This is a genomic window from Methylobacterium gossipiicola (assembly GCF_900113485.1).
Lineage (GTDB): Bacteria > Pseudomonadota > Alphaproteobacteria > Rhizobiales > Beijerinckiaceae > Methylobacterium > Methylobacterium gossipiicola.
Genome location: NZ_FOPM01000007.1, coordinates 199,903 through 224,427 on the forward strand (window position 1 = coordinate 199,903; position 24,525 = coordinate 224,427).

Annotated in this window: 20 protein-coding genes and 1 pseudogene; 15 read left to right on the plus strand and 6 right to left on the minus strand. The window is 66.3% G+C overall.

Translation table 11 applies throughout. The features are described from left to right. The first annotated feature begins 633 nt into the window (after window positions 1–633). Complete coding sequence (locus BM249_RS08570; protein WP_091970825.1) at window positions 634–1,707, plus strand: hypothetical protein; 1,074 nt, start codon at window positions 634–636, stop codon at window positions 1,705–1,707. A gap of 111 nt (window positions 1,708–1,818) precedes the next feature. Here BM249_RS08570 and BM249_RS21950 read toward each other — a convergent pair. Together BM249_RS21950 and BM249_RS08580 are read right to left on the minus strand one after the other, a co-directional pair. Further along, window positions 1,819–1,956: pseudogene (locus BM249_RS21950) on the minus strand (flagellin); the annotation flags it as partial. 545 nt (window positions 1,957–2,501) lie between these two features. Next, window positions 2,502–3,122, minus strand: a complete 621-nt coding sequence (locus BM249_RS08580) for a tyrosine-type recombinase/integrase (RefSeq protein WP_056459938.1) — start codon at window positions 3,120–3,122, stop codon at window positions 2,502–2,504. 708 nt (window positions 3,123–3,830) lie between these two features. On the opposite strand from BM249_RS08580, the gene BM249_RS08585 reads away from it, so the two are divergent. The 7 genes from BM249_RS08585 (at window position 3,831) to BM249_RS08615 (ending at window position 12,505) form a co-directional block, all read left to right on the plus strand. Beyond that, window positions 3,831–4,079 (plus strand): hypothetical protein, encoded by a 249-nt coding sequence (locus BM249_RS08585; RefSeq protein ID WP_056459934.1) that lies wholly within the window; start codon window positions 3,831–3,833, stop codon window positions 4,077–4,079. A gap of 203 nt (window positions 4,080–4,282) precedes the next feature. Continuing rightward, the gene (locus tag BM249_RS08590; protein WP_091970827.1) at window positions 4,283–7,147 is read left to right on the plus strand and encodes a TrlF family AAA-like ATPase; all 2,865 of its coding nucleotides are present in this window, start codon (window positions 4,283–4,285) and stop codon (window positions 7,145–7,147) included. 424 nt (window positions 7,148–7,571) lie between these two features. Beyond that, on the plus strand, window positions 7,572–7,754 hold the full coding sequence (yhhA, locus tag BM249_RS08595; RefSeq protein WP_056459928.1) for a YhhA family cyclophane-containing RiPP: 183 nt from the start codon (window positions 7,572–7,574) through the stop codon (window positions 7,752–7,754). An 8-nt stretch (window positions 7,755–7,762) separates the two neighbouring features. After that, complete coding sequence (gene yhhB, locus BM249_RS08600) at window positions 7,763–9,910, plus strand: cyclophane-forming radical SAM/SPASM peptide maturase YhhB (protein ID WP_091970829.1); 2,148 nt, start codon at window positions 7,763–7,765, stop codon at window positions 9,908–9,910. 5 nt (window positions 9,911–9,915) lie between these two features. Then, window positions 9,916–10,914 (plus strand): hypothetical protein, encoded by a 999-nt coding sequence (locus BM249_RS08605; protein ID WP_056459922.1) that lies wholly within the window; start codon window positions 9,916–9,918, stop codon window positions 10,912–10,914. After that, entirely contained in the window at window positions 10,895–11,380 is a 486-nt protein-coding gene (locus tag BM249_RS08610) for a GNAT family N-acetyltransferase (RefSeq protein ID WP_143103724.1), read from the plus strand. The genes BM249_RS08605 and BM249_RS08610 overlap by 20 nt, the downstream gene beginning before the upstream one ends. A 48-nt stretch (window positions 11,381–11,428) precedes the next feature. Beyond that, the gene (locus tag BM249_RS08615) at window positions 11,429–12,505 is read left to right on the plus strand and encodes a glycosyltransferase family 2 protein (protein WP_056459914.1); all 1,077 of its coding nucleotides are present in this window, start codon (window positions 11,429–11,431) and stop codon (window positions 12,503–12,505) included. A 119-nt stretch (window positions 12,506–12,624) separates the two neighbouring features. Here the strand turns inward: BM249_RS08615 and mcrC are convergent, their stop codons facing one another. From mcrC to BM249_RS08630, 3 genes are all read right to left on the minus strand, one after another. Beyond that, complete coding sequence (gene mcrC, locus BM249_RS08620; RefSeq protein WP_244528650.1) at window positions 12,625–13,719, minus strand: 5-methylcytosine-specific restriction endonuclease system specificity protein McrC; 1,095 nt, start codon at window positions 13,717–13,719, stop codon at window positions 12,625–12,627. A 3-nt stretch (window positions 13,720–13,722) separates the two neighbouring features. Beyond that, window positions 13,723–15,867 carry an McrB family protein gene (locus BM249_RS08625; protein WP_244528651.1) on the minus strand — a complete coding sequence of 715 codons (2,145 nt, stop codon included), beginning with the start codon at window positions 15,865–15,867 and terminating at the stop codon, window positions 13,723–13,725. 427 nt (window positions 15,868–16,294) lie between these two features. Then, a complete protein-coding gene (locus tag BM249_RS08630; RefSeq protein WP_091970833.1) occupies window positions 16,295–16,516 on the minus strand; it encodes a site-specific integrase in 222 nt (73 codons plus the stop codon). A 664-nt stretch (window positions 16,517–17,180) separates the two neighbouring features. Here BM249_RS08630 and BM249_RS08635 point away from each other — a divergent pair. Beyond that, window positions 17,181–18,938, plus strand: a complete 1,758-nt coding sequence (locus BM249_RS08635; RefSeq protein WP_091970835.1) for a site-specific integrase — start codon at window positions 17,181–17,183, stop codon at window positions 18,936–18,938. 75 nt (window positions 18,939–19,013) lie between these two features. On the opposite strand, the gene BM249_RS08640 is transcribed toward BM249_RS08635, so the two are convergent. Then, on the minus strand, window positions 19,014–19,271 hold the full coding sequence (locus BM249_RS08640; protein WP_091970837.1) for a helix-turn-helix domain-containing protein: 258 nt from the start codon (window positions 19,269–19,271) through the stop codon (window positions 19,014–19,016). A 110-nt stretch (window positions 19,272–19,381) separates the two neighbouring features. On the opposite strand from BM249_RS08640, the gene BM249_RS08645 reads away from it, so the two are divergent. The 6 genes from BM249_RS08645 to BM249_RS08670 all read left to right on the plus strand — a co-directional run bounded on the left by BM249_RS08645 (window position 19,382) and on the right by BM249_RS08670 (window position 24,000). Beyond that, a complete protein-coding gene (locus BM249_RS08645) occupies window positions 19,382–20,632 on the plus strand; it encodes an MBL fold metallo-hydrolase (RefSeq protein WP_091970838.1) in 1,251 nt (416 codons plus the stop codon). After that, entirely contained in the window at window positions 20,629–21,669 is a 1,041-nt protein-coding gene (locus tag BM249_RS08650; protein WP_091970933.1) for a hypothetical protein, read from the plus strand. Before BM249_RS08645 ends, BM249_RS08650 begins: the two co-directional genes overlap by 4 nt. Before the next feature lie 129 nt (window positions 21,670–21,798). Beyond that, the gene (locus BM249_RS08655) at window positions 21,799–22,260 is read left to right on the plus strand and encodes a hypothetical protein (protein ID WP_091970839.1); all 462 of its coding nucleotides are present in this window, start codon (window positions 21,799–21,801) and stop codon (window positions 22,258–22,260) included. Between the two features lie 79 nt (window positions 22,261–22,339). Next, complete coding sequence (locus tag BM249_RS08660; RefSeq protein ID WP_091970840.1) at window positions 22,340–22,819, plus strand: hypothetical protein; 480 nt, start codon at window positions 22,340–22,342, stop codon at window positions 22,817–22,819. Window positions 22,820–22,831: 12 nt separating this feature from the next. Further along, window positions 22,832–23,299, plus strand: coding sequence for a hypothetical protein (locus BM249_RS08665; protein WP_244528653.1), 468 nt, complete (start codon window positions 22,832–22,834; stop codon window positions 23,297–23,299). Then, window positions 23,296–24,000, plus strand: coding sequence for a hypothetical protein (locus BM249_RS08670; RefSeq protein ID WP_091970841.1), 705 nt, complete (start codon window positions 23,296–23,298; stop codon window positions 23,998–24,000). Before BM249_RS08665 ends, BM249_RS08670 begins: the two co-directional genes overlap by 4 nt. Window positions 24,001–24,525: the final 525 nt, after the last annotated feature.

Consider the following 24,525-nt stretch of genomic DNA (forward strand, 5'->3'; position numbering starts at 1 on the left):
CTATATGTCTTACCCTAGATTGCATTCAGCGCTGTGCGATGTTCTGCCGCACGAGGCATCCCGAGCCGTCGTTGGGCGTGCTCGGACAGGTCGCTGGTACCCGACCCGGCCGCGAACCGGCGGACGTGTCAGACGGGCTTGGGCAGCCTCGTGCCGAGCCGATCGGAGCACCGCGATCCGGCGGCTGACGGCCCGGTCAGCCCGCCCTTGTTTGGGAAGTCGAAGCCGGCGCGCAGGTGCCGCCTAATCGGGAGCGGCCGCCGGGCTGCTCTGGATTAGGGGAGCTAAGCCCTGTTCCGGTTCGGCTCGCACCTCCGAGCCGAACCGGAACGTCTTTTTGGGGATCGTCCTTCCTGGGATCGATGTCATTCCGGGGGCCCGGCCGGGCTTTGGTTCGCGCGCCCGAGCGAACGGCAAAGCCCGGCCGTCGCCCGTCGGGGCGGCCGTCTTCCGGGGTTCTTTTCCGGGATTTTGAGGGCTGCCCAGGCCATCCGTTGAGGCGGCCCGGGCAGCCGATCCGGCGCTCCGATGGGATCAGCGGAAGCTTGACGGCTGGCCGCGCGTCCTGGTCGCCTTCACGCGTGAGCCCGTCGCCGATCCCCGGCGCGGCCCGAATGCGAGGTGCGTGGTGTCGTGAAGCGGAGAGTCACCAACCCGGACGTCCGCGAGGTGTTCGCGGCCCTGTGCGCCCGCTTCGGGCTGCAGCCCTACCAGCCCCGTCCCGGCGCAGCGTACGTTTGGGGCGAGGAGAAACTGCGGGCCCGCTGTAACCGCCTGATGCGGCAGCTCACCGTGATCGAGGCCGAGCAGGAGGCCGCGACGCAGGCCTTCGCCCGCAGGATGCACGAGCTCGGCCAACGGCGCGCGGCCTGCCTGCTCGAGCTGACGATGGCGGATTTGTATGCCGCGGCGGCGGAACGGTCGGGCAAGCCCGACGCGGCCGCGCCTGCCCCGGACTCAAACGCGCAGGCGGTGTCGCCCCTCGGGACGACGGTCGCACCCTCATCCGATCCGGGAAGCGGGGAGACGCCGACGCTTCCCGATCACGAGGCCGATCCGGGAAGCGGAGAGCCGGCGCCGGCTTCCCGGACGAACAACGGAGCGGGAGCCGAGGATGTGCATGGCGACGGCGTGTCCATGGCGCAGCGGCCTGCCGATCGTGACCCCGGCCCGGGGCCGGATGGCGATCCCATCGAGTACGATGTCGATCCGGAGCTCGCAGCCATGCTGCCGACGATCGAGGCGTGTGCGCCGGATTGGCGCGACGTCAGTTCGCCCCCGCAGAGCGTGCGTGAGCGCTTTCCCTTGTTCGAGAAGCGGATCGGTCCACTGAGGGATATCGACCGCGAGGATCTGATCGAACTCCTGGTGCTGCTACCCGCAGAGCATGACGATCTCGTCCGGGCGGCGCCCATCTTCGCGGCGCATCTGTTCGAGTGGTTCTGGTCCGAGGACGGGGCCGCCTGCCGGGCAGCGCTCTCGCAGGCGATCGAGCGGGAGCAGGCCCGCCGAGCCGTCTGGTGCAATCTGCTCGGGTGGTATCGTTGGGTCGTGGCGCTCGCGCCCGGCGGCTCGTGGCAGGCCGCGACGCGCGAGCAGGTCCGGGCGATGTTCCAGGAAGAGCAGGCTGAGTTCGTCGCGACCCTGGATCCCCATCGACTTTCGGTCTGGCTCGAACTCACAGCGCTTCTGGCCGGCGGCGCCTGAAGGACCGATGAGTACGGCAGGATGTTGAGCAGAGACCAGCAGGCCGGCAGCGCGGTTCGCCGGCAGACGCCCGGCGCGGGTCATCCGCCGCGCCGGGGGCCACGCTCGGGATCAGCGCAGGAGCTGGAGGATGCCTTGGTTGGCCTGGTTGGCCAGCGACAGCGCCGAGATCGCTAGCGACTGGCGCGTCGACAGCGCCTGCGAGATCGCGGCCTCCGCGTTCAACTCCGCGTTCACGAGGTTGCCCGAGGATGCGGCCGTGCCGCTCGGGCGGGTCGTCTGCGGCGTCGAGGAGCCGGTGCGGGACTACGAGCATCCGCGCGGCCGGGGCGTCCATCTCGATCCGCACGGGACGGGAGAGGTCGAGGAGCAGGATCTCGCCCGGGCCGAGGCTCGCGGTCTCGCCTCAGGCGAGAATGCGGGCGCGACCGTGGAGCGGCGTCCAGAGCACGAGATGGTCGAGCGCCCGCGCCCGGGCTTGTTCCGGGCTGCGCTCAAGCAGCTGGGCCGGGCCGCTTCCGGCCGCGAGCAGGACGACGCCGAGACGATGTAGCGCTGGTAGGCCTCGACGGGCACGGCCGCGTCCGGGGCGAGGCGGGCCGCGAAGGGTGGGGGCGAGAGCGGCGATCCAGGCCCGGCCGCTGCGGGCGTCCTGGGGGATGTGGGCGAAGCGGTGCTTGAGAATCACCGCCGTGCCGCCCGCGAGGGGTGCGACGGGCACGACGCGCAGGACGGCGAAGGCGGCGATTGGGTAATCCGTGGGGAGCGCGCCGGAGCGCGATCGCCCGAGCCGACTACCACATGCGGGCGGCAATCTCGCGTTCCTCGGCGCCCAGCACGTCTGCGTAGATGGCGGTCGTCGAGAGGCTGGCATGGCCGAGCCAGCGCTGCAGCAGGGTGAGCGGCACTCCTGAGCGCAGCGCGTGCACGCCGAAGCCGTGGCGCAGGCCCTTGGGCGAGGCCGCCGAGGCGCCGACCCCCGCCTCGCGCATCACCGCCTTGACCCGCTGCCAGGCGGTGCTGCGCCCGATCGGCCAGAGCCGCCGCTCGGACGGATCGAGGTCGTGCACGAGATCGAGGATGGCCATCACGCCCTCGGGCACCGGCACGTCGCGCACGATACCGGCGCGACGCTTCTTGAGGCAGTGCAGGCTGACGAGGCCCCCGGCCCGGTCGAGGTCGGCATGGGGCAGGGCCAGCGCCTCGGAGATGCGGCAGCCGGTCCAGGCCAGGACCAGGCAGAGGGTGAGGATCTCGGGCGGCTGACGGGAGGCCGCCGCGATGAAGCGGGTGCGCTCGTCGGGGGTGAGGTACTTGCGCCGGCCCTGGAGGGTGTGGAGCGACATGCCGGAGGGCGCGGGCGAGCGTTCGGCGGACCGCCGGGCATGGCCGGCCGGGACAGGGCTGCGGGTCATGGTGGCGCGTCCTCGCACGCGGCGGAGCCGGTGCCTGGGTGATCAGAATTGCCAATTTTGTTCGGCGCCGCCCTCGGAGGCGCCTGATGCGCTCTGTGGCGGGATGCAACAGCCGCGCTTGTACAGCAGCCCGTCAGGCTCGTGCAAGCAAAAAACGCGTTATGGATCAAAGTAAGACAGAATTGGCAATTCTGTTCGGCGCATTGATGCTTGTGTAGCGCCGGTCAGAGGCTTCGTAAAGATCCATGTGTGCCATCACACGCGATTCGATACTTTCTGAGACTGTCTCTGATCGCTGCGCCAGCCGCGCTCGCCGAGCCGCGCGTGATATCCAACGCAGCGCTAAGACGTTGACGGGCGTGCGGTATTCGACGCGAGAAGATATCCAACGCACCTGCCAGTGCAGTCTTCTCCCGTGCGAAGCTGCTTCCTCGCGTTGGATATCACCGCGAGACGGATGGTGATGTCCATCGCGGGCCACCGACATCGCACGACGCTCTCGTGGGATGACCGCTCCGGGGCCGCAGCTGAGGTCGGTGTCGATGAGCCTCCGTTGGAGCGGCTGGCGCCGCGATGAGGCGAGAGCCGACCCCTGAAAGCTTCGCCGTCTGCGTCGCCCTCGTCCTGGTCACTTACCTGTTCGTCCTGATGGTCGGTGCCTGGCTCGGCTGATCCCTGTCGTACCCCTGAAACTGCAGATCCCAGGTCATGTCCGAGAGCCGTCGCTCATCCTCGCACTCTCGCCGGTTCTCGCAGCGGCTGCGTCGCACAGCCGATTTGCTCCTGCCGGGTGAGCGCCTGTCGGACCTCGCTGCCTGGGCCGTGTTGATGCTGCTGGCTGCCTTGCTGCTGCTGTTCGTGGTGCGTGAGATCCGCGACGGCGCGTTCACCGGCTGCCCCGGATACGATGGCGTCACGCACAAGCGGGAGGCTAAAGCACTCTGCGGGGAGTCCTGATGTGAGCGCCAGGCGAGAAGCGCAGCGAGGCGGTCTCGCCAAGCGGCAACCGCAGCCAAAGTGAAGCGGTCTTTCAACTGCACGGTATACATTTGAGGAGCCTGCTGCGGCGACCTGAGCGCCATGGAATGGCGATCTGAGATTGTGCTCCCCGCAGGCGTCCGTTATTCGCGGACACCTGGTTAAGGTTCGTCGTTCGCTCAATGCCAGCCCCCATCGGTTACCATCCCGGCGCGGTCTGGGTTAAGCTCGACTTCCAGTGTCATACGCCCCGCGACCGTGGATGGATCGGTTCGCCGGGGTTGGCCGGCGGCACGCCCGAGCTCGAAGCCGAACGACACGCCTGGGCGGACACCTTCGTCTCGGAGGCGGTCCGTCGAGGTCTCGGTGCTGTGGCAGTCACGGACCACCACGACATCGCCTTCCTTCCCTACGTCATCGCAGCTGCAGGGCGGCTCGGGCCCGCTGCCAAGCTCACCGTCTTCCCAGGCATCGAAATCACGTGCAGTGACAACGTTCAGTGCTTGGCGATCTTCGAGCCCGGTACCGAGCCGGCGGATTGGCGTAGGCTGCTGTCGCGGCTGGATGCGGTGGCCGAGACGGCGCTCGACGCCCCCCACACCGACCAAATCAGGCATTGCGGCCTTACCGTCGAGGCCCTCTTCAGCATCGTCGCCGCGGACGGATCACTCTCAACGCGCATAATGCTCGTGCCACATTTCTCCAAGGAAGGCGCACACAAATCCCTGAACGCTGAAGGTTTCGCGCCGCGGTTTGCCGAGCTGCCGTGCGACGGCGTGTACATCGAATGCCCTCACGGCGACCTCGATGCCGGGACGCTCGACAAGGTGCAGGGGCGAACCGAGGAGTGGGGGCGGCGGCGCAGAGCCATCCTGGCAACCGGCGATAATAGGAACGCCTCCTGGGAGCGCTTGGGCGTACACGATTGCTGGGCGCGCCTCGGCGAGCCTACCGTGGAGGCCCTGCGTCAGGCCTTCTTAGCAGACGGGGCTCGCATCACGCACGTCCCGCCGCAGTTGCCGGCCAACCGCGTCGTCAAGATAGAGATCCGCTCCAGCATCACCGGTCCGGATACGCTTGTCATTCTCGTCAACGAAGGCTTCACGGCGCTGATAGGCGGCCGGGGATCAGGGAAAAGTGCGGTATTGGAATTCCTCCGCTTCGGCCTCGGTAAGTCCGAGCTCGACATTGGACAGGAGGAAGCGCCCGGCCGGAAGGCCCGTGCCCGGGAACGGACGCTTATCGAGGAGACGCTTCTTGGCGGTTGGGTTGCGATCGAATTGGACCGGGGAGGGTTGCGCGAGCGCTGGCTCCGAACCGGCGACGCACCGGCAACGATCGCTGTCGGTACGTTGGCCGGTGATGAGATCATCACGGTGGCCGACGCGCAGCGTCGCTTTCCAGCCCGCGCGTTTCACCAGAAGGAGCTCTCGACGACGATGGTCGACCCGGTCGCGGCCGCCGAGCACATAACTGGCATAGCGGCCGCCGAAGTCATTGAGGAACGCCGACGGCTCGATGCGGAGATCACTGCGGTTAAGCGCGACGTGACTTCTGCGCTGCAGGACGTGGCCGCTCACTGGCAGGCCGAGTTGGAGCTCCAGAGAGCTCGCGGGCATTCCGCGGACATCCGCCGACGGCTCGATGCCGTCCGGAACCGCATGGAGCAGGGCGGCGTCCGCGAGGCCGACTTCGATATCATCCGTGAGGCGCCACGGTACGCTCGTGCCCAAAACTATTTGGACGACGTTGAGAAACGCATCGTCGATGATGACGAGCGTATCAGGCTCAGCCTGGAATCCATTCTGATCGTCGATCGAAACCGCCATGCAGAGGCACTGGCCTTCCCGCCAATCGCGGCGCTAGACGCCCGTGTTGGCACTGTTCGCGCCGATGTGGTGGCGCGTCTCCATGGGATCCTGCAGGAGCTCAGGAACCTTACGGACATCCACGCAGGCGAAAGGGACGCCTTCAACGCGCTGCGAGAGGCTTTTGAAGTCGATTATGCGGCCGCGAAGGAGCGGCAAGCGGCACATGGTGCTCTGATCAAGGAGGCTGAGGCTCTTGCCAAACAAGCGGCGGAAGCCGAGTCGCAGGTTTCCAAGTGTGTAGATCGATTCAACCTTACGCGTGCTGCGCCAGCCGGCCTGCTGGACGCGCGGGAACGGTTACAGGCTCTGATCGAGGGCCGCCGCAGCCTGCTCGCTAGGGCATCGGACGAGGTGGCCATTAAATCCGGCGGTACGCTCCTTGCCCGGGTTTCCCGGGATCGGAAGCCTGTCGAGTGCGTGCAGTCGCTCTGCACATGGATGGAAGGGTCGATGATCCGGCAATCGGATCGCGCATGCTTGGATTGGGTCGCGGATACGTGCCGGGAAGACAGCAGGGGATGGTCGAACCTATGCGACGCCGTCCTCGGGGTGTACCGCGCCAAGATCATGGCCGGCAGCCCGCAGGAGCCCGGACCCGACGCAATCGCGACACTGAAAGACTTGGTATTCGGAGGCGCCGGCATCACAGATAACCAAGCCGGACGCCTGTATACCCGGCTGACTGACCAGACTGTCGAGGTGATGCTCTCCGCGGTACCAAGAGATTCCATTGCCCTGACCTACGTTAGCGGGCGTCAGAAAATTGCGTTTTCGCGGGCCTCGCCTGGTCAGCAGGCATCCGCGTTGCTTGAACTCCTGCTCCGTCAGGAGGCAGGAACCCTCATCATCGATCAGCCGGAGGACGACCTCGACAATCGCGTCATCATGCGGATCGTCGAGGGTATCCGAACGTCGAAGTCTGCTCGACAGATCATCTTCGCGACACACAACGCTAACCTCGTCGTGAATGGCGATGCGGACAAGGTCGTCACGATGGTATCGACGATTGCGGAGGACCGGCAGCCAGAGGGAACTGTCCACGTCCGCGTTGAGGTCGACGGAGCAATCGAGACGCCCGACGTACGGCGAGCCGTCACGCGGATCATGGAAGGAGGCTTGGAGGCGTTCGATCTCCGAGCACGTAAATACGGTGTCGAGGGCGCGCAGCGATCTTAGGTCACAAACCCAGTGCTCAAGTGCTCTTGCCACATGATAGGTAGTAAATGGCAAGCAATCAGCTTTTGAAGATCAATTCTATTCCGATGCGCGCAAAACAGAGGCCCCGCATTGGGTTGCGCTCCGCATTTGTGTGTGGATTTTATATATCTGTGTTGGAACTATCGCGCATCGACGCGGATACGTTGCTAAAAACATCTAATTTACATCGTAGCGATCAATAATTGGTTGAATTTACTATCAATTATATGGAATTATGGTGAAATATTTCATATCGAACCGTCAGGACTGTTAATCTAATACTGCCATTCTTGTGCTTTGTAACCTCCTGAGCATTTTTATGATTTTTTTCGCACACTCCGGTTGCCGCGCCTTTAGTCCTATTCTAGGTTGGCTTGAGCAAATCACAAACAGGACAGGCGTCATGGCGACTGAAGTTGCGGCTGCTCAGCAATCCAGCGGCGAGGTAGTGAAGACCGCGGTGATGAGAAGCCAGTCCGTCAACCCGGCTATCCAGCGGCTGCGCAGCCGGGTTTTGGCCAGTGCCGAGGCGAGCGAGGTCATCACGAGCTACGATCGCATGCACCACCGGCACAACCGTTCCTGAGGGCACCCTTGGCGTCGGCTCGGATCACCTCGTTCCTGGTCAAGATCGCCTCGCGGTGCAACCTCGATTGCGACTACTGCTACGTCTATCACCACGCAGATCAGGGCTGGCGGTCGATGCCCAGTAAGATGTCGCTTGAGGTGCGGAGTGCCTTCGCGAGCCGGATCGCCGAATACGCGACCGAGGTCGGGCTTAAGCGCGCCGTGGTGGTTTTTCACGGTGGCGAGCCCTTGCTTGCCGGTGCGGACACCATCGCAGCCTTCGCGGACGAGTTGCGCGGGGCGGTCGGTCCTGAAGTCCGGCTTGACATCGCGATGCAAACGAACGGCCTTCTGCTGACCGAGGCCGCGCTCGATGTGATCGAGGCTGCGGATATCTCGGTCTCGCTCAGCCTCGACGGGCCCCGGGAGGCTAACGATCTCCATCGGACGAGCCGGAAGGGTCGGTCGAGTTTCGACCGCGTGATGGCGGCGTACCGTCTGCTGGAAAAGCGGAAGAGCATTTTCGCAGGGGTCATTGCAGTCGTGGATCCGGCCATCCCGCCCGACGACCTGTTCGCCTTCTTCGATGAACTCCGGCCGCCGAAGCTGGATTTCCTGCTACCCGACGCGCATCATCTACGTCCACCGCCCGGTCGCGAAGCGCAACCGTCGCGCTACAGGGACTGGCTGGTTCGCGCCTTCGACCTCTGGTTCGATGTCTATCCTCACCTGCCGGTCAGGACGTTCGAGTCGATGCTCGACGTAGCCGCCGGCCTGCCGTCGGCCACCGATGCGTTCGGTTTCGGTGACGTCAACCTGTTATCGATCGAGACAGACGGCAGCTACCACGACCTCGACGTCCTCAAGATCGTGCGCGACGGGGCGACCGCCCTGTCCGGTTCGGTCCGGGATGCGGCCGTTTCCGCCGTCGCCGCATCTCCCGGCATCGAGGCGCACAGGGCGCTCCTGCGGAAGGATGGCCTTAGCGAAAAGTGTCTGGGTTGCACGGTCGTCGACGTGTGCGGAGGGGGATCCGTCCCCCATCGCTACAATGAGGGCGGCTTCAGGAATCCCTCAGTCTACTGCGGCGAGCTGTTTTCGCTGATCCGCCACGTCGAAGCGCGCCTCGCCGAAGGCCTCGCGGCTGAGCCGGAGGATCTGGGCTCGCGGCTCCCGCCCGATTTCGACCTCGAACGCTTCGAGCTGGCCGAGACCTCGGGTCCCGCCATCAGGTTGCTGACCCATGACGCCCGCGGCGCCTACCTCGCGCGCTTCAGGTCGGCGCTTCACCACGCGTCGGGGTTAGGACGTGACGTTGCGGTCGCCGCGACCCAGCTTGCAGACGGCTCCGAAGACGCGCTCGCGGACCTCGCGGGTCAGCCGGGCGTCGTGGCTTGGACGAGAGCGGTGTTGACCGAAGCCGCTGGCGGTCTGGTGCACGATGTGGACGGCAAGCCACTGCGTGCGGACGGTGAGTACCTCATCGAACTCGCGGACCGGCTAGGAGGTGGCAAGCCGACGATGGCCGTGGGCGTCGAAGACCGCTGGCTGCGGGCTCCCTTTGGGGACCAAATCGTGTTCGAGCCGACCGCAGTGGCCGTGGATGCCGTGCCGCTGGTCGCGCAGGCACTTGGGATCGTGCGAAGCTGGCGCCCTGCGCTCGCCGACGAGATGGCGGCTGCGTGCCGGGCAGTCCAGTTCGTGAGAGACCCCTCCGCGGATCCTGCCAAGATCGTCTCGTACAGCGATGATTCGGTCCCGGGAGCCCTCTTCGTCTCCGTGTCCCAGGGAGATCGGCTTATCGATCCGTACGACTTGGCCGACTCGCTCATCCACGAGCACCGCCACCAGAAACTTTATCTGCTCGAACGGTTCGGTCCGACCGTGAGTCCGACGGCCCCACGCGTCGTGTCGCCATGGCGCGCCGATCTGCGACCACCCTCTGGCCTGTTGCACGCCGTCTTCGTGTTCGTCGAACTGAAGCGCTTCTGGACGCATGTCTTTGAGATCGGCCCGCGCCACATGCGCGACCGCGCGGCAAACCAGTTGCGGGACACCGACCGTAACCTCGAACTCGGTTTCGCGACGCTGCGCACCTGCAGCATGACACCGCTCGGCGACGTACTGATCGGGATATTGGACCGGGCGCGTCATCAGCGGCCTGTCGCGGCCTGATCGCCATGATGGTCGCGACGGAGCGCCTGCCGGCCGATCCGATCCAGCGCCATGCGGCACTGCGCAACTACTTTTGCGACAAGGACGCCTCCGCTGTACGGACGCCGGAGGGTTGGGCGTTGGCATTATCGTGGCCTGGCGACCCCGACCGCCACGTCGATCCCGGCCTCGACGCCGGCCTCCGATGGTGGGGCGACGTCCGGCGCGAAGACATGGCCACCGCCCGTCGCCGCACTTCAAGGCTCCTTCGCACCCTCTACGACAGCTGGACCCTCGCCAGTTGGTCGGAATGGCTCGCGCGGCGGCCGGATCGAACCGCCGGCCTCGTCACGATCCTCCATGTCGATGACCATCGCGACTTGGGCAGTCCTCGATTGGGCGGCAAGGGGACGCCATGGCTGGACCTTATCTCAGAGCGGACATGCGACCTGCATGAGCCTTCGTCGGTGGCTGCCGCGATCGAGAGCGGCGCGATCGGCATGGGAAGCTTCATGACGCCCTTCCTGCTGGATGTGCCGCAGGCAGAGGTGCGGCACCTCTGCCAGCCGCCGAAAGGGAAGCGGACCGAGGATTACCTGTTCCGGCCGACGGACGTGCCCGACACGTTGCTTGCCCCTGGCACGCTGCGCCCGGGGATCGAGCTGGTGCCTGCCGAACCAGGAACCGGACCTGGGAGATGGAGGACGACGCCCTCGGTCGATGATTGGCTGGCCGACATCGACGGCGGCCCGATCCTCTTACACGTCGATATGGACTACTTCTGCAACCGCTACGACGGTGACAGCGACTGGGGCGATCGGGAACTGCGGCTCGATCCCCCGCCCGAAATGATCGACCACAAGATCGACGAAGTTGTCGGCGCCCTCGACGCAAAGGGCTTGGCCGGGCGGATCGAGGATGTCGTAATCGCCTTCTCCCCCGGCTTCTTTCCGGCGGAACACTGGGGCCGGGCGGACGAACGGTTGACGCAGGGGCTGGGCCTCGATGCCGAACGCAGGGGATGAGCGTCGTGAGCCGAGCGCGCAGCGGCGGAAACGGCGGCCGGTCGCGACGTCGAGACCAGCCAAACCGTCGGCGCAGCGTGAGACCGTATCGGCGGATGCCGTGCGGTTGGTCGCGACAAAGGGCACCAAGGGCCGGGGTGGTGGTCGAGATGGGGAGGCTTGGCGCATCGAGCTCGACGGCCAGCGCGCCGGTCAGGTCTTCATCAACCTGATCGATCAGCCCCCGATCGGACCGCATGCCTCCATCCAGATCTACCTCAATCGGGCGAGCCAGGGACGCGGCATCGGGACCATCGGGTATGGCCTCGCTTGTGCCGCGAGCCGGTACGACGTGATCTACGCGCATATGCAGAAGTCGAACACGGCCTCGGCCCGCGCCGCCGCCGCGGCTGGCTTTGTCGACGAAACACCGGCCGAGGAACGGCAGAAGGTCATGGTGTGGCGTCGGTGCGCCGCGGCGACATAACAGACGGCTCCTTATGGCGAGGCGCCGACACGAGCGCGAGGGCATGCCATGCTGGCGGCGATCGTCATCCCGTGCCTGAACGAGCGCGACACTATCCCGAACGCAGCACGTTCGCTCGGCTTCGGCCTCGGAGACGAGGCAACGCCAGATGGAGCCTTGCTCGTACTGGTCGACAACGGATCGACGGACGGTACGCGTGACGCGCTGACCGGGATTGGGCGGACATCGCGCAGGGATGCGGTCGTTGTCATCGACGAGGCCGAGCGAGGGTACGTGCCGCCCCGGGCGGCCGGCGTCGAGGCCGCCGCGTGCGCCGCGCGGGCGCGAGGGGTTCCGTCCTCCGAGTTGCTGATCGTTCAAGGCGACGCCGACACGATTTACCATGAGGGATATGTCCGCGCCTTCCGCAGCGCCGCAGAAGATCGTCGGCCCGCGTTGTTCGAAGGGCTCACCCATCCCCCGCACCGGTTTCTGGAAGGGCATCCCGGCTATCAGCGCCTGGCTGACGCGATCGACGAGGAGATGCGACCGTTCCTGGTCGACGATACCCTCGACGTCATGGTGGACGACAAGGTGTGCGGCTACTCACTCGCGAGCTACCGGGACTGGGGCGGTCACAGACGCGAGTATCGCTCGGACGGCCGCGAGATCCATGCGGAGACCTCAAGGCTGTTCCTGCGTGGCAAGGCGGCGGGCGCCATCCACTTCCGCCTTCCGCACGCAGAGGCCACGCCATCGCGCCGGAAGATCCTGAGGAATCCGATCCGTCACTTCGCCACGGGAGGCTTCCCACGAGACGAGGCTTGGTGGCGGTCTTGGAGCCGCGGCTACTCAGGACCGCGCGGACTTCCAGATTTCGAGCGCGAGGATGCACGAACGCTGCTCATGGCCGCGGTTGCCATGCGCAAGGCCCACCTGCTCGCGCTGATGTCGGCGTTGCCACTGATGGTCGCCGGTCAACAGGAACTGGCAACAGCACGACGGGCTGGACGCCTACATCATCTTGTGGACCAGTTCTTCCACGACATGGGCCAGATGCCTGCGCAGACGGACGTCCCTACGCTTTTTGACGTGGTTTTGGAGGCTGCCGAGGTATGGCAGAACTTCCTTGGGGGACCTAGGTGAAGTGAGCTTGGAGAAAAAACGGGATGAGCACGGCACCGGTGGTCCGATGGCCGGTCCCTATGCTCATTTTCCACAAGCCTGTAGGCATCTCGTAAGCGGCACGCCAAATCGTTCCGAAGTCATGCGCCTGCGATCTCAAGAAGTCTGGCGCGCACATCCGCCCCAGAGCGTGCCAAGTCCACCGTCGTGAACCTGATGCGATGCCCTTGTATGGTCACGCTCTCGTCGACGTCGCGATCCAGGGACGGATGGAGCAGCACCCCCTCCGCGGTGTCCGCCTGGGCGTCACCCTTTCCTGCCTGGGACCGCAGATAGGCGTACATCTGGTAAAGGTGCGGGCTCTTGAACGACTCACCCCCATAGGGACGGGCCGTGAGGATGCCGGTGAACTTGGTGTCGATGACGGTTCGGCGCTTCCCGTCCTCTAGAACTACATCGGCCTGCATGCCCGGTAAGAGCGCGGTCAATCCGGGCGTTGGGGCGGCGGTGTCCCAGCTGAGCCCGAGTTGCACCCGCACGCGCCGCGAGCCTGCGAGCTCATGCCGATAGAAGCCCGCGACGGCCTTCTCGAAGATCCTTCGGAGCAACCGCTCGTCGCGATCCAGGCGCGTGAGGTGGACGTCGCCCGCCGCCTCCGCGGGTACCAAGAAGTCGAGCGCCATCGTCGCGACTGCCACCATTAGGCGATCTTCGGTCTCATGCCGTGCGACCTGATCCTTGGAGGCCTCTGAGCGGGTCGGGCGCTTACCTCCGACGCCATGCGTGGCTAAGGTGCGCGCGAGGGCTCCGCAGCGCCGGGACAGCTCAGGCTTCGGGACTACGGTGGCCATGCGTTCGAGCGCGGCCCGCACCAGCCTGTTGCGCGGCGTGTCGTTGGTCAGTTCCTCGAAGCGGCAGGCGACCAGTCCGCGCCGAAGAAGCGAGCCGCTCTCCGTCGCCAGCCAGTCGATTCGGCCGCGCACCCTTGGCGGCGCGGCACTGGTCATCCGGTAGCCGCGCGAGAGGCTGCGTCGTAGGCGCCGCTCGACCACGGTCGCGAGCAGAATCGCCAGAAGTTCGGGTAGCTCGGTCTCTTCGTCGACGTCCGCGTCAGCCCGATCCAAGAAGCCGGCCAGATCCGCGGCGTAGACCAGCAGCATCCAGAGATTGCGGATGGGTATTCCGCCGTGGTTGTGCCACGTCGCGTCCCCGTCGACGGTCGAGGCGACGGTCACCCCTCAACCCTGCAGGCGGAGCGCGGCCGTCTGCTGGCGCGCCTTCGTCGCGTCGTCGAACCAATACTCCGCGAGCAGCGGCGCGACCTCAGTCTCGATGGTCTCGTCGTACCACCGTCGCCAGCCGTCCTCCGACAGGGCATCGTCGCCCAACGGCGTTACGAAGCTGTGGCCGACTTGGAACTGGGGGCCGAGCGCGCGGTCCTCTGCGATCGCGGCGTTGAGCACGTCCATGCGCGCCCCGATCTCGGCAACCAATGCCGATGGGACACCGCGGGCGATGCACCATGCCCGCCACCGGCTGCCCAGTTCCGGCATGAGCGTGAGGAAGGCGAAGCGTCGGCGGAGCGCGAGGTCGACCAAGGCCAACGAGCGGTCGGCGAGGTTCATCGTGCCGACTATGTACAGGTTCTCGGGGACGTACACGCGTTCGTCGATCGACCTTGGGTAGGCGAGGCGCAGCGCCTCCTCGGGACCGCGCTTCGTTGCCTCGACCAGGGTCAACAGCTCCCCGAGGATCTGTGCGGGGTTGCCGCGATTGACCTCCTCGATCACGAGAACGAAAGGCCGTCCCGGTTCGACCGTCGCCGCCTGCACCGCCTCCAGGAAAGCGCCATCGGCCAGCCTCAGACCGCCCCGTCCGTCCGGCCGCCATCCGCGGACGAAGTCCTCGTACGAGAGCGAGGGCTGGAATTGCAGCGCGACCAGCCGCTCGGTGTCCTTGGCGCCGATCAGCGCGTAACCTAGCCGCTTCGCGAGCCAGGTCTTGCCCGTGCCAGGCGGTCCCTGGAGGATGAGGTTCTTCTTGCGTCGCAGAAGTTCGACGGCGGCCTCGATGCGGTCCTTTGGTAGGAAGCAGCCCTCGTCGACGATGGACTGCGCGTCGTAGGGCGGCGCGGGCGTCACCCGCCGTTCCTGCGCAGGTGCCGCGTCCTCGTCAGGGACCCCTTCGACCTTGACGTCCTGCTCGGGCGCGAGCTGCCACAGCCGCTCGAAATCCACCGGTAGCGCCGCGGCGTAATCCTCACCGTCGTCCGTCAGGACAAGCCGGCCGCCGCCCGCAGAGCCGTCGAGCTGGACGAGGCCGACCAATCTCGCCCAGGATATGATATGCGAGCCGGGGAGCGTGGTCTTCCACGTCGGGACGAGATCCTGAAGGCGCTTGGCGGCCTCGCTCTGCCGCAGCGTGCCCGGTTCGCGGCCGACCATGAGCAGCAGGTGTCCCATCCCAAAGACACGTCCCACAAGGGGAGCTTGCAGCACCTGAGCCGGGTCGCTCGCGATGAGGAGCTCCTGTCCGCGCTCGGTCGGACGGTAGCTGCCACCCTCAAGCCGGATCAGCCCTAGGCCGCCCATGGCCTGGGAGATCATGTTGGGCGCGGAGCTCGCGTTTAGTTGGGACGCCTCGGCAAGGATAACATCGATCAGATCCTCCCGTGCGATGCCCTGCTCGGCCTCTCGCACCATGGCGACGAGCAGGCTGACATTGTCCTTGACCGCCGCCAACGCTCGGCGTTGCGCGTTGGCCGGGAGGAGGGAGAAGGCCGGGAGGTCGTTGGCCTCCCGCTGCGGCGACTGCAGCGCCACGGCACCGTCGTCCGCACGCTCCACCTTGGTCTGCCAGAGGAACCAACAGAAAATCGCCTGGTCCACCGCCTCCTCAATCGTCTCGGCCGTGCCAACTGCCTCGCGCACCCGCTCCCGCAGGCCTGCATGTTGGGCGACGTAACTACCCGGCAGGCGCAGGGCCCCGAGTGCGCGCTGGACCCCGAACACGCGTCCCGCATCCATCAAGCAGGTCATGTCGTAAGGGAACATGGCGGCGAGCAGCCGCACCAACCGAGCCTTAGGCCTACGCTTGGCATAGCGAGGGTAGACCCAGGCCAGCACCTCATCGAACAGGTTCTGGAGCCGTTTGCCGCGCTCCTCGACACCAAGTCCGTCCAGCGAGCTGCGCGCCTCGAACAGGAGGTCCGCCAGCTGCATGTCCGAGTAGGCGCCGACAACGGTGACCGCCTGCCCCGGTCCTATGCCAGAGACGTCCGATGCGTCCCAGAGCATCCTCTGGAACTCCGGCGCATGCCACGCCGCTCGGTCGGCATCGAGTACCTTATGGACTTGGTTCGAGTAGTTGCGGCGCCAGTCCATGGCCCAGCCCTCGTTCCTGTAGGCTGCGAACTCGCCTTCGTATAGGCTACGCAGTTCCGCTGAACCTAGGCTGTGCATTCCGACTCCCTTTCCCCTGCCTACCCCACGCGATGGCGGTGGCCAACGTGCCGGGGAAGGATCCTGTACGCGTTCCGGTGGCCAGCTATCAACCGAAGGTGGTCGAGACTTTGCCCCCAGTTCGCTCTCGTCCATAATCAGTGTTCGATGTGGCTCTGATTTGGTCGGGACCGGGCTGTAAACGCGTTCGTGGTGAGCCCATCGAGGCTCGTGTGAGGGCGGCAGGTGTTGTCGCCCACCCGCCACTACTGACGCAGCAGGTCGAGGAGGTCGGGCGCAAGCATGACGTAGCGGTCCTTGCCCTATTCGACCCGGATCAGCATCCGCGCGCTGTCGATATCGGCGACCTTCAGTTCGTGATCTCGGAGATGCGCAGGCCGCAGCCATAGCCGAGTGAGAGCGCAGCGCGGTACTTCAGGCTCGGCGCGTGGGCCAGGAGCAGCGCGACCTCCTCGGGGCTGAGCACGACCGGCAGCCGCTCGGGGGGGGTGCGGGCCATGCGGTTGCCGAAACTGGTTCGGCCCAACGTCGTGTGGAAGAAGGACCGCAGCGCCGTCGCGGTCAGGTTCATACGGGCATAGCTGGCCCCACACGAGGCGAGATGGAGCTGGGCGCCGCAGATCCTCCGGCTCGGCCCGGTCCGGCGAGCAGCCGAGGAAGACCGCGAACTCGCGGGCCTGCCGGATATAGTCGCTCTTGGTCTTCCCGCCGAACTGGCGGATGGTCATGTCTTCGATCATCCGCCGACGCAACGGATAAAGGGCTTTGGAGATCATGGGAGGCTCTCGTCTGGGGGAAGTAAACCTCACGATCCTCAGACAGAGCGAGTGCCCCTACACCATGATCCGCACCGCAACCGACACGCGACGCCCCTGCCGCGAGAGCGGCTTAGTCCAACGGCGCATTGCTGAACCTCGACATGCCTCAAATCAAGCTGAGTGAGCAAAAACGCACTGCCTTTCGGCTGCCTGTGGATTGCAAGAAGGCGCTCTTGGCAATGAGCGCAGGATCGTATCCACTGCGTGTGCGCAAGAAGCTAAAGCGCCTGCAATTGCAATAACTTAGTTGATGCGTTCCTCTGAGGTCATGCTGGGTGAGAATCCTGGCGCCCCAGCCACCTTTTCACCTAACCCATTCAGATTGCTCACGATCTCGCGCAGGCGCCCTGCGGAGTGAGCCGGTTGCTACATTCCGCTGCTACACAAGGCCGCCCGCCCGGGCGGCGAGGGAGCGGAGTGGGGTCCATCGCTAACGTCGTCCTCCGGGGACGAACCTTCCATTTTCGGCGCCGCGTGCCGGACACGCTCAGACCCAGGCTCCGCCTGAAGGAACTGGTGCGCAGCCTCGCGACCACCGACCTTCGTGCTGCCAAGGCGAGAGCCTGTCGGGTATACCTCGCCTCGGAGAGCCTATTCACGGCCCTGTGCGCGACGCCGATGCTGACCGACGACCAACTCGCCCGCCTCGTACAGGACTTCTACGGAACGATCCTCGACGGGGATGGACAGGGACGACTGACGCACGCAGCGATCACCGCCGACATGCGGGAGCGGCGCGTCGCCCAGTACGAGACGATGGCGGCGCAGGCACGCGACGCTCTAGCCTGCAACCGGCTGGAAGAGGCAGGCTTCGTCACGGTCGCCATGCTCCGCAAGCAGGGCATCACGGCAGCCGATCTCGAACCGCGTGCAGTCGCGCAAGCACGGCAGGCGATGCTGCGGGCGGGCATCGACGTCGCCGAAGCGCTCAAGGCACGTTACGAGGGCGAGTTCAACTTCGAGCCCCGCGACCGCCTGCTCAAGATGCAGCTGACGGCACTCGACGAGGCTACGAAAGCACCGCCCACGCAGAATACTGCGGCACCCCGCCCAGCCGACAAGGAGGCGGTGCCGCCGCACGCCCTCGAGCTTTTTTCCGCAGTCGCCGCCGTATTCCGAAACACGCAGGCCGCCACCAATACCTGGGACAACCAGACCGCGTCCCAAGCGGGGGCGACCTTCCGCCTGTTCGTCGACATCTGCGGAGACCGTCCCCTTGCCGCCTACACCCGCAAGGACGCCGGCCACTTCCGCAGCCTCGTGGAACGGCTCCCGAACGACTACGGCAAACACCCCCGCTACCGAAACCTCACGGTGGACGAGATCCTGGCGGCGCACGAGGCGCTGCCCGACAAACAGCGCACACAGCCGATCACGCAGCGGACCGTGAAGCGGCACTTCTCGGCCCTGTCGGCGCTCTGGACGGCCGCGGTTGCGAGAGACGAGGCGGCAGCGAACATTTTCCTGGGCTTCCGCTTCAGCAACACCCGTAAGGCGAGCGAGCAACGCGCCATGTGGGAGCGGGACGAGCTCGCCCGCCTCTTCGCAACGCCAATCTGGACAGGCTGCGCCTCCCCAGGCCGGCGAACCACACCGGGCACACTCATCCTACGCGACGAGAAATTCTGGCTGCCCCTGATCGCCGTGTTCACTGGCATGCGCCAGGAAGAAATCTGCCAGCTGCATGCCGAGGACATCCGGCAGGACGAGGGCATCTGGTTCATCGACATCAACGACCGGCCCCCGCGGAAACTCAAGAACGCGACGGCGGTCCGGCGCGTACCGATCCACTCGCAGCTGATCTGTCTGGGCTTCCTCGCGCATGTCGAAGCGCAGCGCCGCCGCCGGCAAGACCGCATCTTTCCCACCCTGGAACCCGGAGGGGCCGATGGTCGATTGGGCCACGCCTTCACCAAGTGGTTCACCCGCTATCGACGCGACGTGAAGCTCTACCGGCAGGGTCTCGACTTCCACTCGTTCCGGCACACGGCGACGACGCTGATGCACCAAGCCGGCACAGCAACTGCCGTTATCGACCACGTGACCGGGCACGTCACGCCGGGCGAGACGGCGCGGTACACCAAGCGTTCGTCGTTATCCCAGCTACAAGCGGCAATCGAGTCGATCGCCATCGGGGTCGACCTTACGCAGCTCCACACGACAAAGTCTGCGTAACGAACATCCTGACATCTCGGCGTAGCAACACCTTCAAGCCCCCCTGTCTGCGCAAAGAAATCTCCTCGCTCTACGTTAGCCTCTGCGCCCACCCCGCAGCGGTTTAGGGGGCGGCTCATCATCAGCGGGGGTGACGAACAACTCGCTCAAGGGTACAGAGAGTGCCTCGGCGATCTTGTCGAGCAGGTCAACCGTCGGGTTCTCGACCTGCCGCTCCAAGCCGCCAAGATACGCGCGGTCCACGCCCGCATCGGCAGCCAGTCGCTCCTGGCTAAGCCCTTGTGCCACGCGTACGCGGCGCAGGTTCCACGCGACCAAAGCTCGTCCCTTCATAGACCAGGACCAGCGGCCAGCGAGGGCTATCAAACCACTGGCTATAGCCACAGGGAACGGCTACGGTTGTCCCGCGGCGAGGAAGACCGCGCGGGGCAGGCAGGGTCACGATGCGGGTGCGCATTCACCGCGGCACGCGCGAGATCGGCGGCACCTGCGTCGAACTCGCCCACGATGGCGCCCGACTCCTCCTCGATCTCGGCCTGCCGCTCGACGCCACGGCAAACGACGCGACCTGTCACCCACCGGTTGAAGGACTCGACGGCAGCGGCGATCTCCTCGCGCTCATTCTCAGCCACGGCCACCGCGACCATGTCGGGCTGAGCCACCTCGCCGGTCCCGACCTGCCGGTTGCGCTCGGCGCGGCGACACTCCGCATCCTCCAGGCAGCCGCCACCTTCGTGCCCGACACCTGGGTACCGCCCAACACGGTGACCTTCGGCCACGACCAGTCCCTCACCTTCGGCCCCTTCACCGTCACGCCGATTCTCGTCGACCACTCCGCCTTCGATGCCTACGCGCTCCTAGTCGAAGCCGGCGGGCAGCGGCTGCTCTATTCCGGCGACCTGCGCGCGCACGGACGCAAGGGCGCCCTCTTCGAGCGTCTGGTCCGCAGCCCGCCGCGCGCCATCGACGCCCTCCTCATGGAAGGATCCAGCCTCGGCCGCCTCGACGCCGAGCGGCTTTTCCCTACCGAGGATGAGATCGAGGACCGCTTCGTTGCGCGGTTCCGCGAGATGTCAGGCTTGGCCCTCGTCGCGGCCTCCGCCCAGAACATCGACCGCGTCGTCTCACTCTACCGCGCCTGCAAGCGCACCGACCGTACGCTGATCCTCGACCTCTACGCCGCCGAGATCCTGGCCGCGACCAGCCACCCCAGCATCCCGCAATCAGACTGGTCGGGCGTGGCGGTATTCGTCCCGCACCACCAGCGCGTGCGCATCAAGCGCACCGGCCGCTTCGACCTACTCGCGCGGCACGGCCATCAGCGGATCTACGCGGAGCACCTCGCGGCGCTCGCGCCCCGGGCAGCCCTGCTGTTCCGCCACTCCCTGCTGCCGGACCTCGACCGGGCCGGCTGCCTGGCAGGCGCCGAGGCGATCTGGTCGCAGTGGGACGGCTACCTCCGGCAGCCCCGCGGGCAGGCTCTCGCCGTCGACCTCGCCGCCCGCGACATCCCACTGACCCACGCCCACACCTCGGGCCACGCCAGCATCCCGGACCTCAAGCGTCTGGTGGCGGCAATCGCGCCCCGGCGGGTCGTGCCCATTCACACTTTCGAGCCGCAGCGCTTCCCAGCGCTGTTCGGCGCAAGCGTCGACATCAAGGAGGACGGACAGTGGTGGGACACGACGGCATGAGCGAGACAATATCCTATAAGGCTCTGGGCGAGCCCTTCCTCGCGGCGCTCGAAGCCCTCGCGATTGCGCCGCATGGCGGCTGGTGGGCGGACGTCCTCGCCGATCCGGACCTGCTGCTGGCAGTGCGCGACCGCTCGCTCAACGTCTATTACCGTGGCGCATCGCTCTTCCGGATCACCCCGGCGGGCGCGGGCGTCTCGGCTGAGACGCACGTGAAGTACCTCGTGCGCCAGCGTCAGACGCTGACCCGGCTCGGCCAGGACGGCAGCTTCGCGCTGGACCCAGGAACGGCGGTGTGGACGCGCTACGAGGGGCCCGGCACGCTGGCCGAGATGAAGCGGGCCGCTGCCGCACTCTCCGGCCTGGAGAAGGCGGGCGTGCACGCGCTGGTGAAGGCTAGCCCGAACGTCGTCGATGTCGAGATCGCGCTCACCGGCGCACCGATGGAGGCTGCGCCCACCGAGCGGGAGGGCGCAGAGGCAGACGCCATGCTCCTGGCACCGGACAATGAAGCCTCGGCAACTCCAACTCCGGCTCAGACCCGCCAGGACCGGCTCGATGCCGCGAGCCTGGAGGAACGGGGCGCGGCCGACGAGGCGTGGCTGGTGTTCCACGAGGCTAAGCTGGCTGCGAACCCGAGCCTTCGTTCGAGGACCACCCCGGCGATCGTCACGCAACTCGCGCGCTACCGCGCGACGTTGACGGAGCAGGCGGACCGGCTGGCAGAGAGCTACCCGGCCCTGTGCCGCGACCTCGTCCGCCTCGATGCCCTGCGCGGGACGGTGCGTGCCGCCCGCGGCCTCGCCGCCGTGCCGACCCTTGATCCACTCGTGGACGAGGTTGCCCGCGGCGCGCGCCGGCTCCGGGTCGACACCGAGCCGCGTCTCGTGGTGTTCGGCTTCGATGCCGATCAGCGTGACGGCGCACTGAAAGCGGTGATCGACGAACTGCGCGGCCAGCACAGGCTACAGGTCTATGCGGTCGGCCGGCCCAGCGGGCGCACGACGGCTGCCTTCCGCCCCACCGACGCGGCCTAACGGCACCCGCCCAGGTAGGGTGCGACCGCCGGCCGCGGCAGGAATCTGCGTCCGGCGGTAAAATCCAAGGGGGGTCAACGGGAATACATATCCTCGGCTCTGCCGGAGCCTCCGCGAGACCCCTTCGTCATGTCCAGCCCGCTTCTTTTCCTCGCCCCGAGCCGGAGCGCGTCGAGGCTTCGCCAGCAGACACACACTACCTCGATCGCCCTGCGTCTCGGCGCGCTGCTCACCCTCGTCCTGATCGCCGCGCCCGTTCACGCCGAATCGCCATTCGAGGGACGCTACCAGGGTCGCGGCGAAGGCCGGCTCAATCTGCAGGTGTTCGACCTTGGAGACGGCAGCGGCACCCACTTCGTCATTGCCGAAACGGCGATCCCAAATGAATGCACCGGAGAGCTGCGCGGTCTCGCCAAGTCCGGTGGCGCCGGGGTGCTGCTGTTGACCCGCAAGGATAGTGACTCGGAGAAGATCTGCACTCTGACGCTGTGCCTCAGCTCCGACCGTAAACGCGTGCGGATGGAGGAGAAGAACTGCGGCGACTTCCACGGGACGTCCTGCGCCTTCGACGGCGCGATGACCCGCCGCTGATTTCTCCCTGCTGCGGCCGGGCACCTCTGCGCGCCCGGTTCCCTTCCCCGCACCTCTCCACCTCCGACGGATCCCCCTCATGATGCGCGCGATGCTGCCGCTCGTCCTGCTGGCCGCCAACCCGGCCCAGGCGAACCCGCCGGTCGACGAGACCAAGTCCGGCGCCTGCCTCGAACTCAAGCTCGACGGCCGGCTCGCCCCCTGCAACGGCGACTTCCGCTTCGTCGATGACGGCCGAGGCGAGATCAGCTTCGTCACGGGCTACGGTGATGGCCGGGGCACCCCGAAGACCGTGCTAGCGCTGTTCACCGCCCAGGCGCCCGACATGGAGAACGCCTACGGTTACGCTCTGCGCCTGACGAACGTGACGCTGATGACCTACGACAAACCAGACAGCCAGCGGATGTGGAAGGCCGCCGGCCTGTGCTTCATGGTCAAGCCGAACCCGGTGCGCGCCGGCGCGAAGGCGGTGCGGCAGGACATCGTGGTGATGTGCTCAGCCACCCTGGCTGAACCGGGCGCGCCCGTAGGGCGGGTCGACTGGAAGTTCGTGTTCTGACGGGGCAGCACCATGAGGACGACTTCCGCGGACCCGGACGCAGACGTTCCCGGTCCGGATGCCCCTCCCGGTGAGCTGCTCGAGCCGAGCGTCGGCATCTTCTGGGGCGTGCCGGACGGCGGACGCATCGTGCTGGTCACCGACCACACGGCGATGACCGAGGCGGAAATCTACGGCGACTGCCTCACCCACCCGCGCGGGCACCACGAGGTCTGGGAAGCATGGCGCAAGCTCGGAGCCACGGCGCTGCGCCGCCGTGGCCTGCCGCCGGCCATCGTGAATCACGAGTACGAGACGTTCCCACGCGGGCGGGTGGTCTACATGCGCGGACCGGCGTTTTTCACCCTCTACGCCGACCGGCACCTACAACGGCCGGAGACGATCGCAGACATCCTCCGGCTGTTCGGCCTCGCCAGCGAGCGACACGCGGTGCGCTCAGACCCGCATTACCGCACGCGGAACGGAGGACAGTTCACATGACCGGCAGCTCGGCAGACATTGAGGCGCTACTGGTCGACGTCAACGACATAAGCAACCCGACGCCCGGCATGCTGCCGGCGATCTTCCGCGACATCATCGGGCGGCTCGACGCGGCTGGTCTCGGCTACGCCGTGGTCGGCCGCATCGCCCTAGCGCTACACGAGCAGGCCCGCTTCGTGCGCGAAATCGAGATCGTTGTGGGCGGCGACGCAGACGAACACGATCGCATCGCCGCCCTAGCACGAGCAACTCAGGCACGATTCGCGGCACACATGGACCCGCGATTGTGCCGACTCCACATCGTCCTGACGGTGAGACCCAGCACCTGTGCCGCCGAAACGCAGCTGCTGGCGGACGCGGTCACGTGCCAGTGGTTCGGTGTCCAGGCGCGGCTAGCGAGCGCCGAGTACCTGCTTTGGCTGTGGTGTCGGTCCGACAGCCTCGACCATGCGGTAGACGCGTCAGCGCTGATCAAGGGGGGCGCTGTCGACCTCTACTCCGTACGGGGTCTGCTGCGCACGACGGACGACGTCGAGGAAAGCGGTCAGCGGCGACTGCGGCTGGCAATCGGCGACGCGGTCCTGTCGGCGACGTCCTCGTTCAGCAGGTTCATGGCGGAGCGGAGTGTCCTCCTCGACCCAAACCGCGTGCCGATCTGGCGCCTGCGCCAAGCGGAGGCCGCAGACCGCGACGATCGCTGAGAGCACAGTGGTCCGCTGGGCCGCAACCCCGGAGCGCTCTGGAGGACGACCGCGTCCACGGCTGCCCGGCGGGTGTCGCGACGACTACATTACAGCGAAAATTGTCCCAGCTGGCAGCAGAGACGTTGGGCCAGAGGCCCAAACCAACAGCCTGCGAGACCCGACCGGTGAGCACCAGCGTACCTCAGACAGGCGGACAAGTGATCCCTACCTCCGGCGCATCCAGCATGCCCAATGCCAACATGTCCCCGAGCACGTTGGAAGGTGACCTCACCACCAGCTATCGGGACGGCGGGACACTGCTCAGCATAGCGCTCCTAACCTCCGCCAACGCTGTCGGGGGGAGCCGTGACACCGCGTCGGGGGAGGAAGCTAGCCACGACAGCACAGCGGCTACGTCCATCCGCTCCGAGGGCGCGAATCCTTTCAAGTGGCCAGCTGCCGGTTTGGTGGACACCATCCTAAGCTAACTGGGCACGGTTTTCGAACTCGACAGGGCTGAGATAGCCTAAGGTCGAGTGCCGC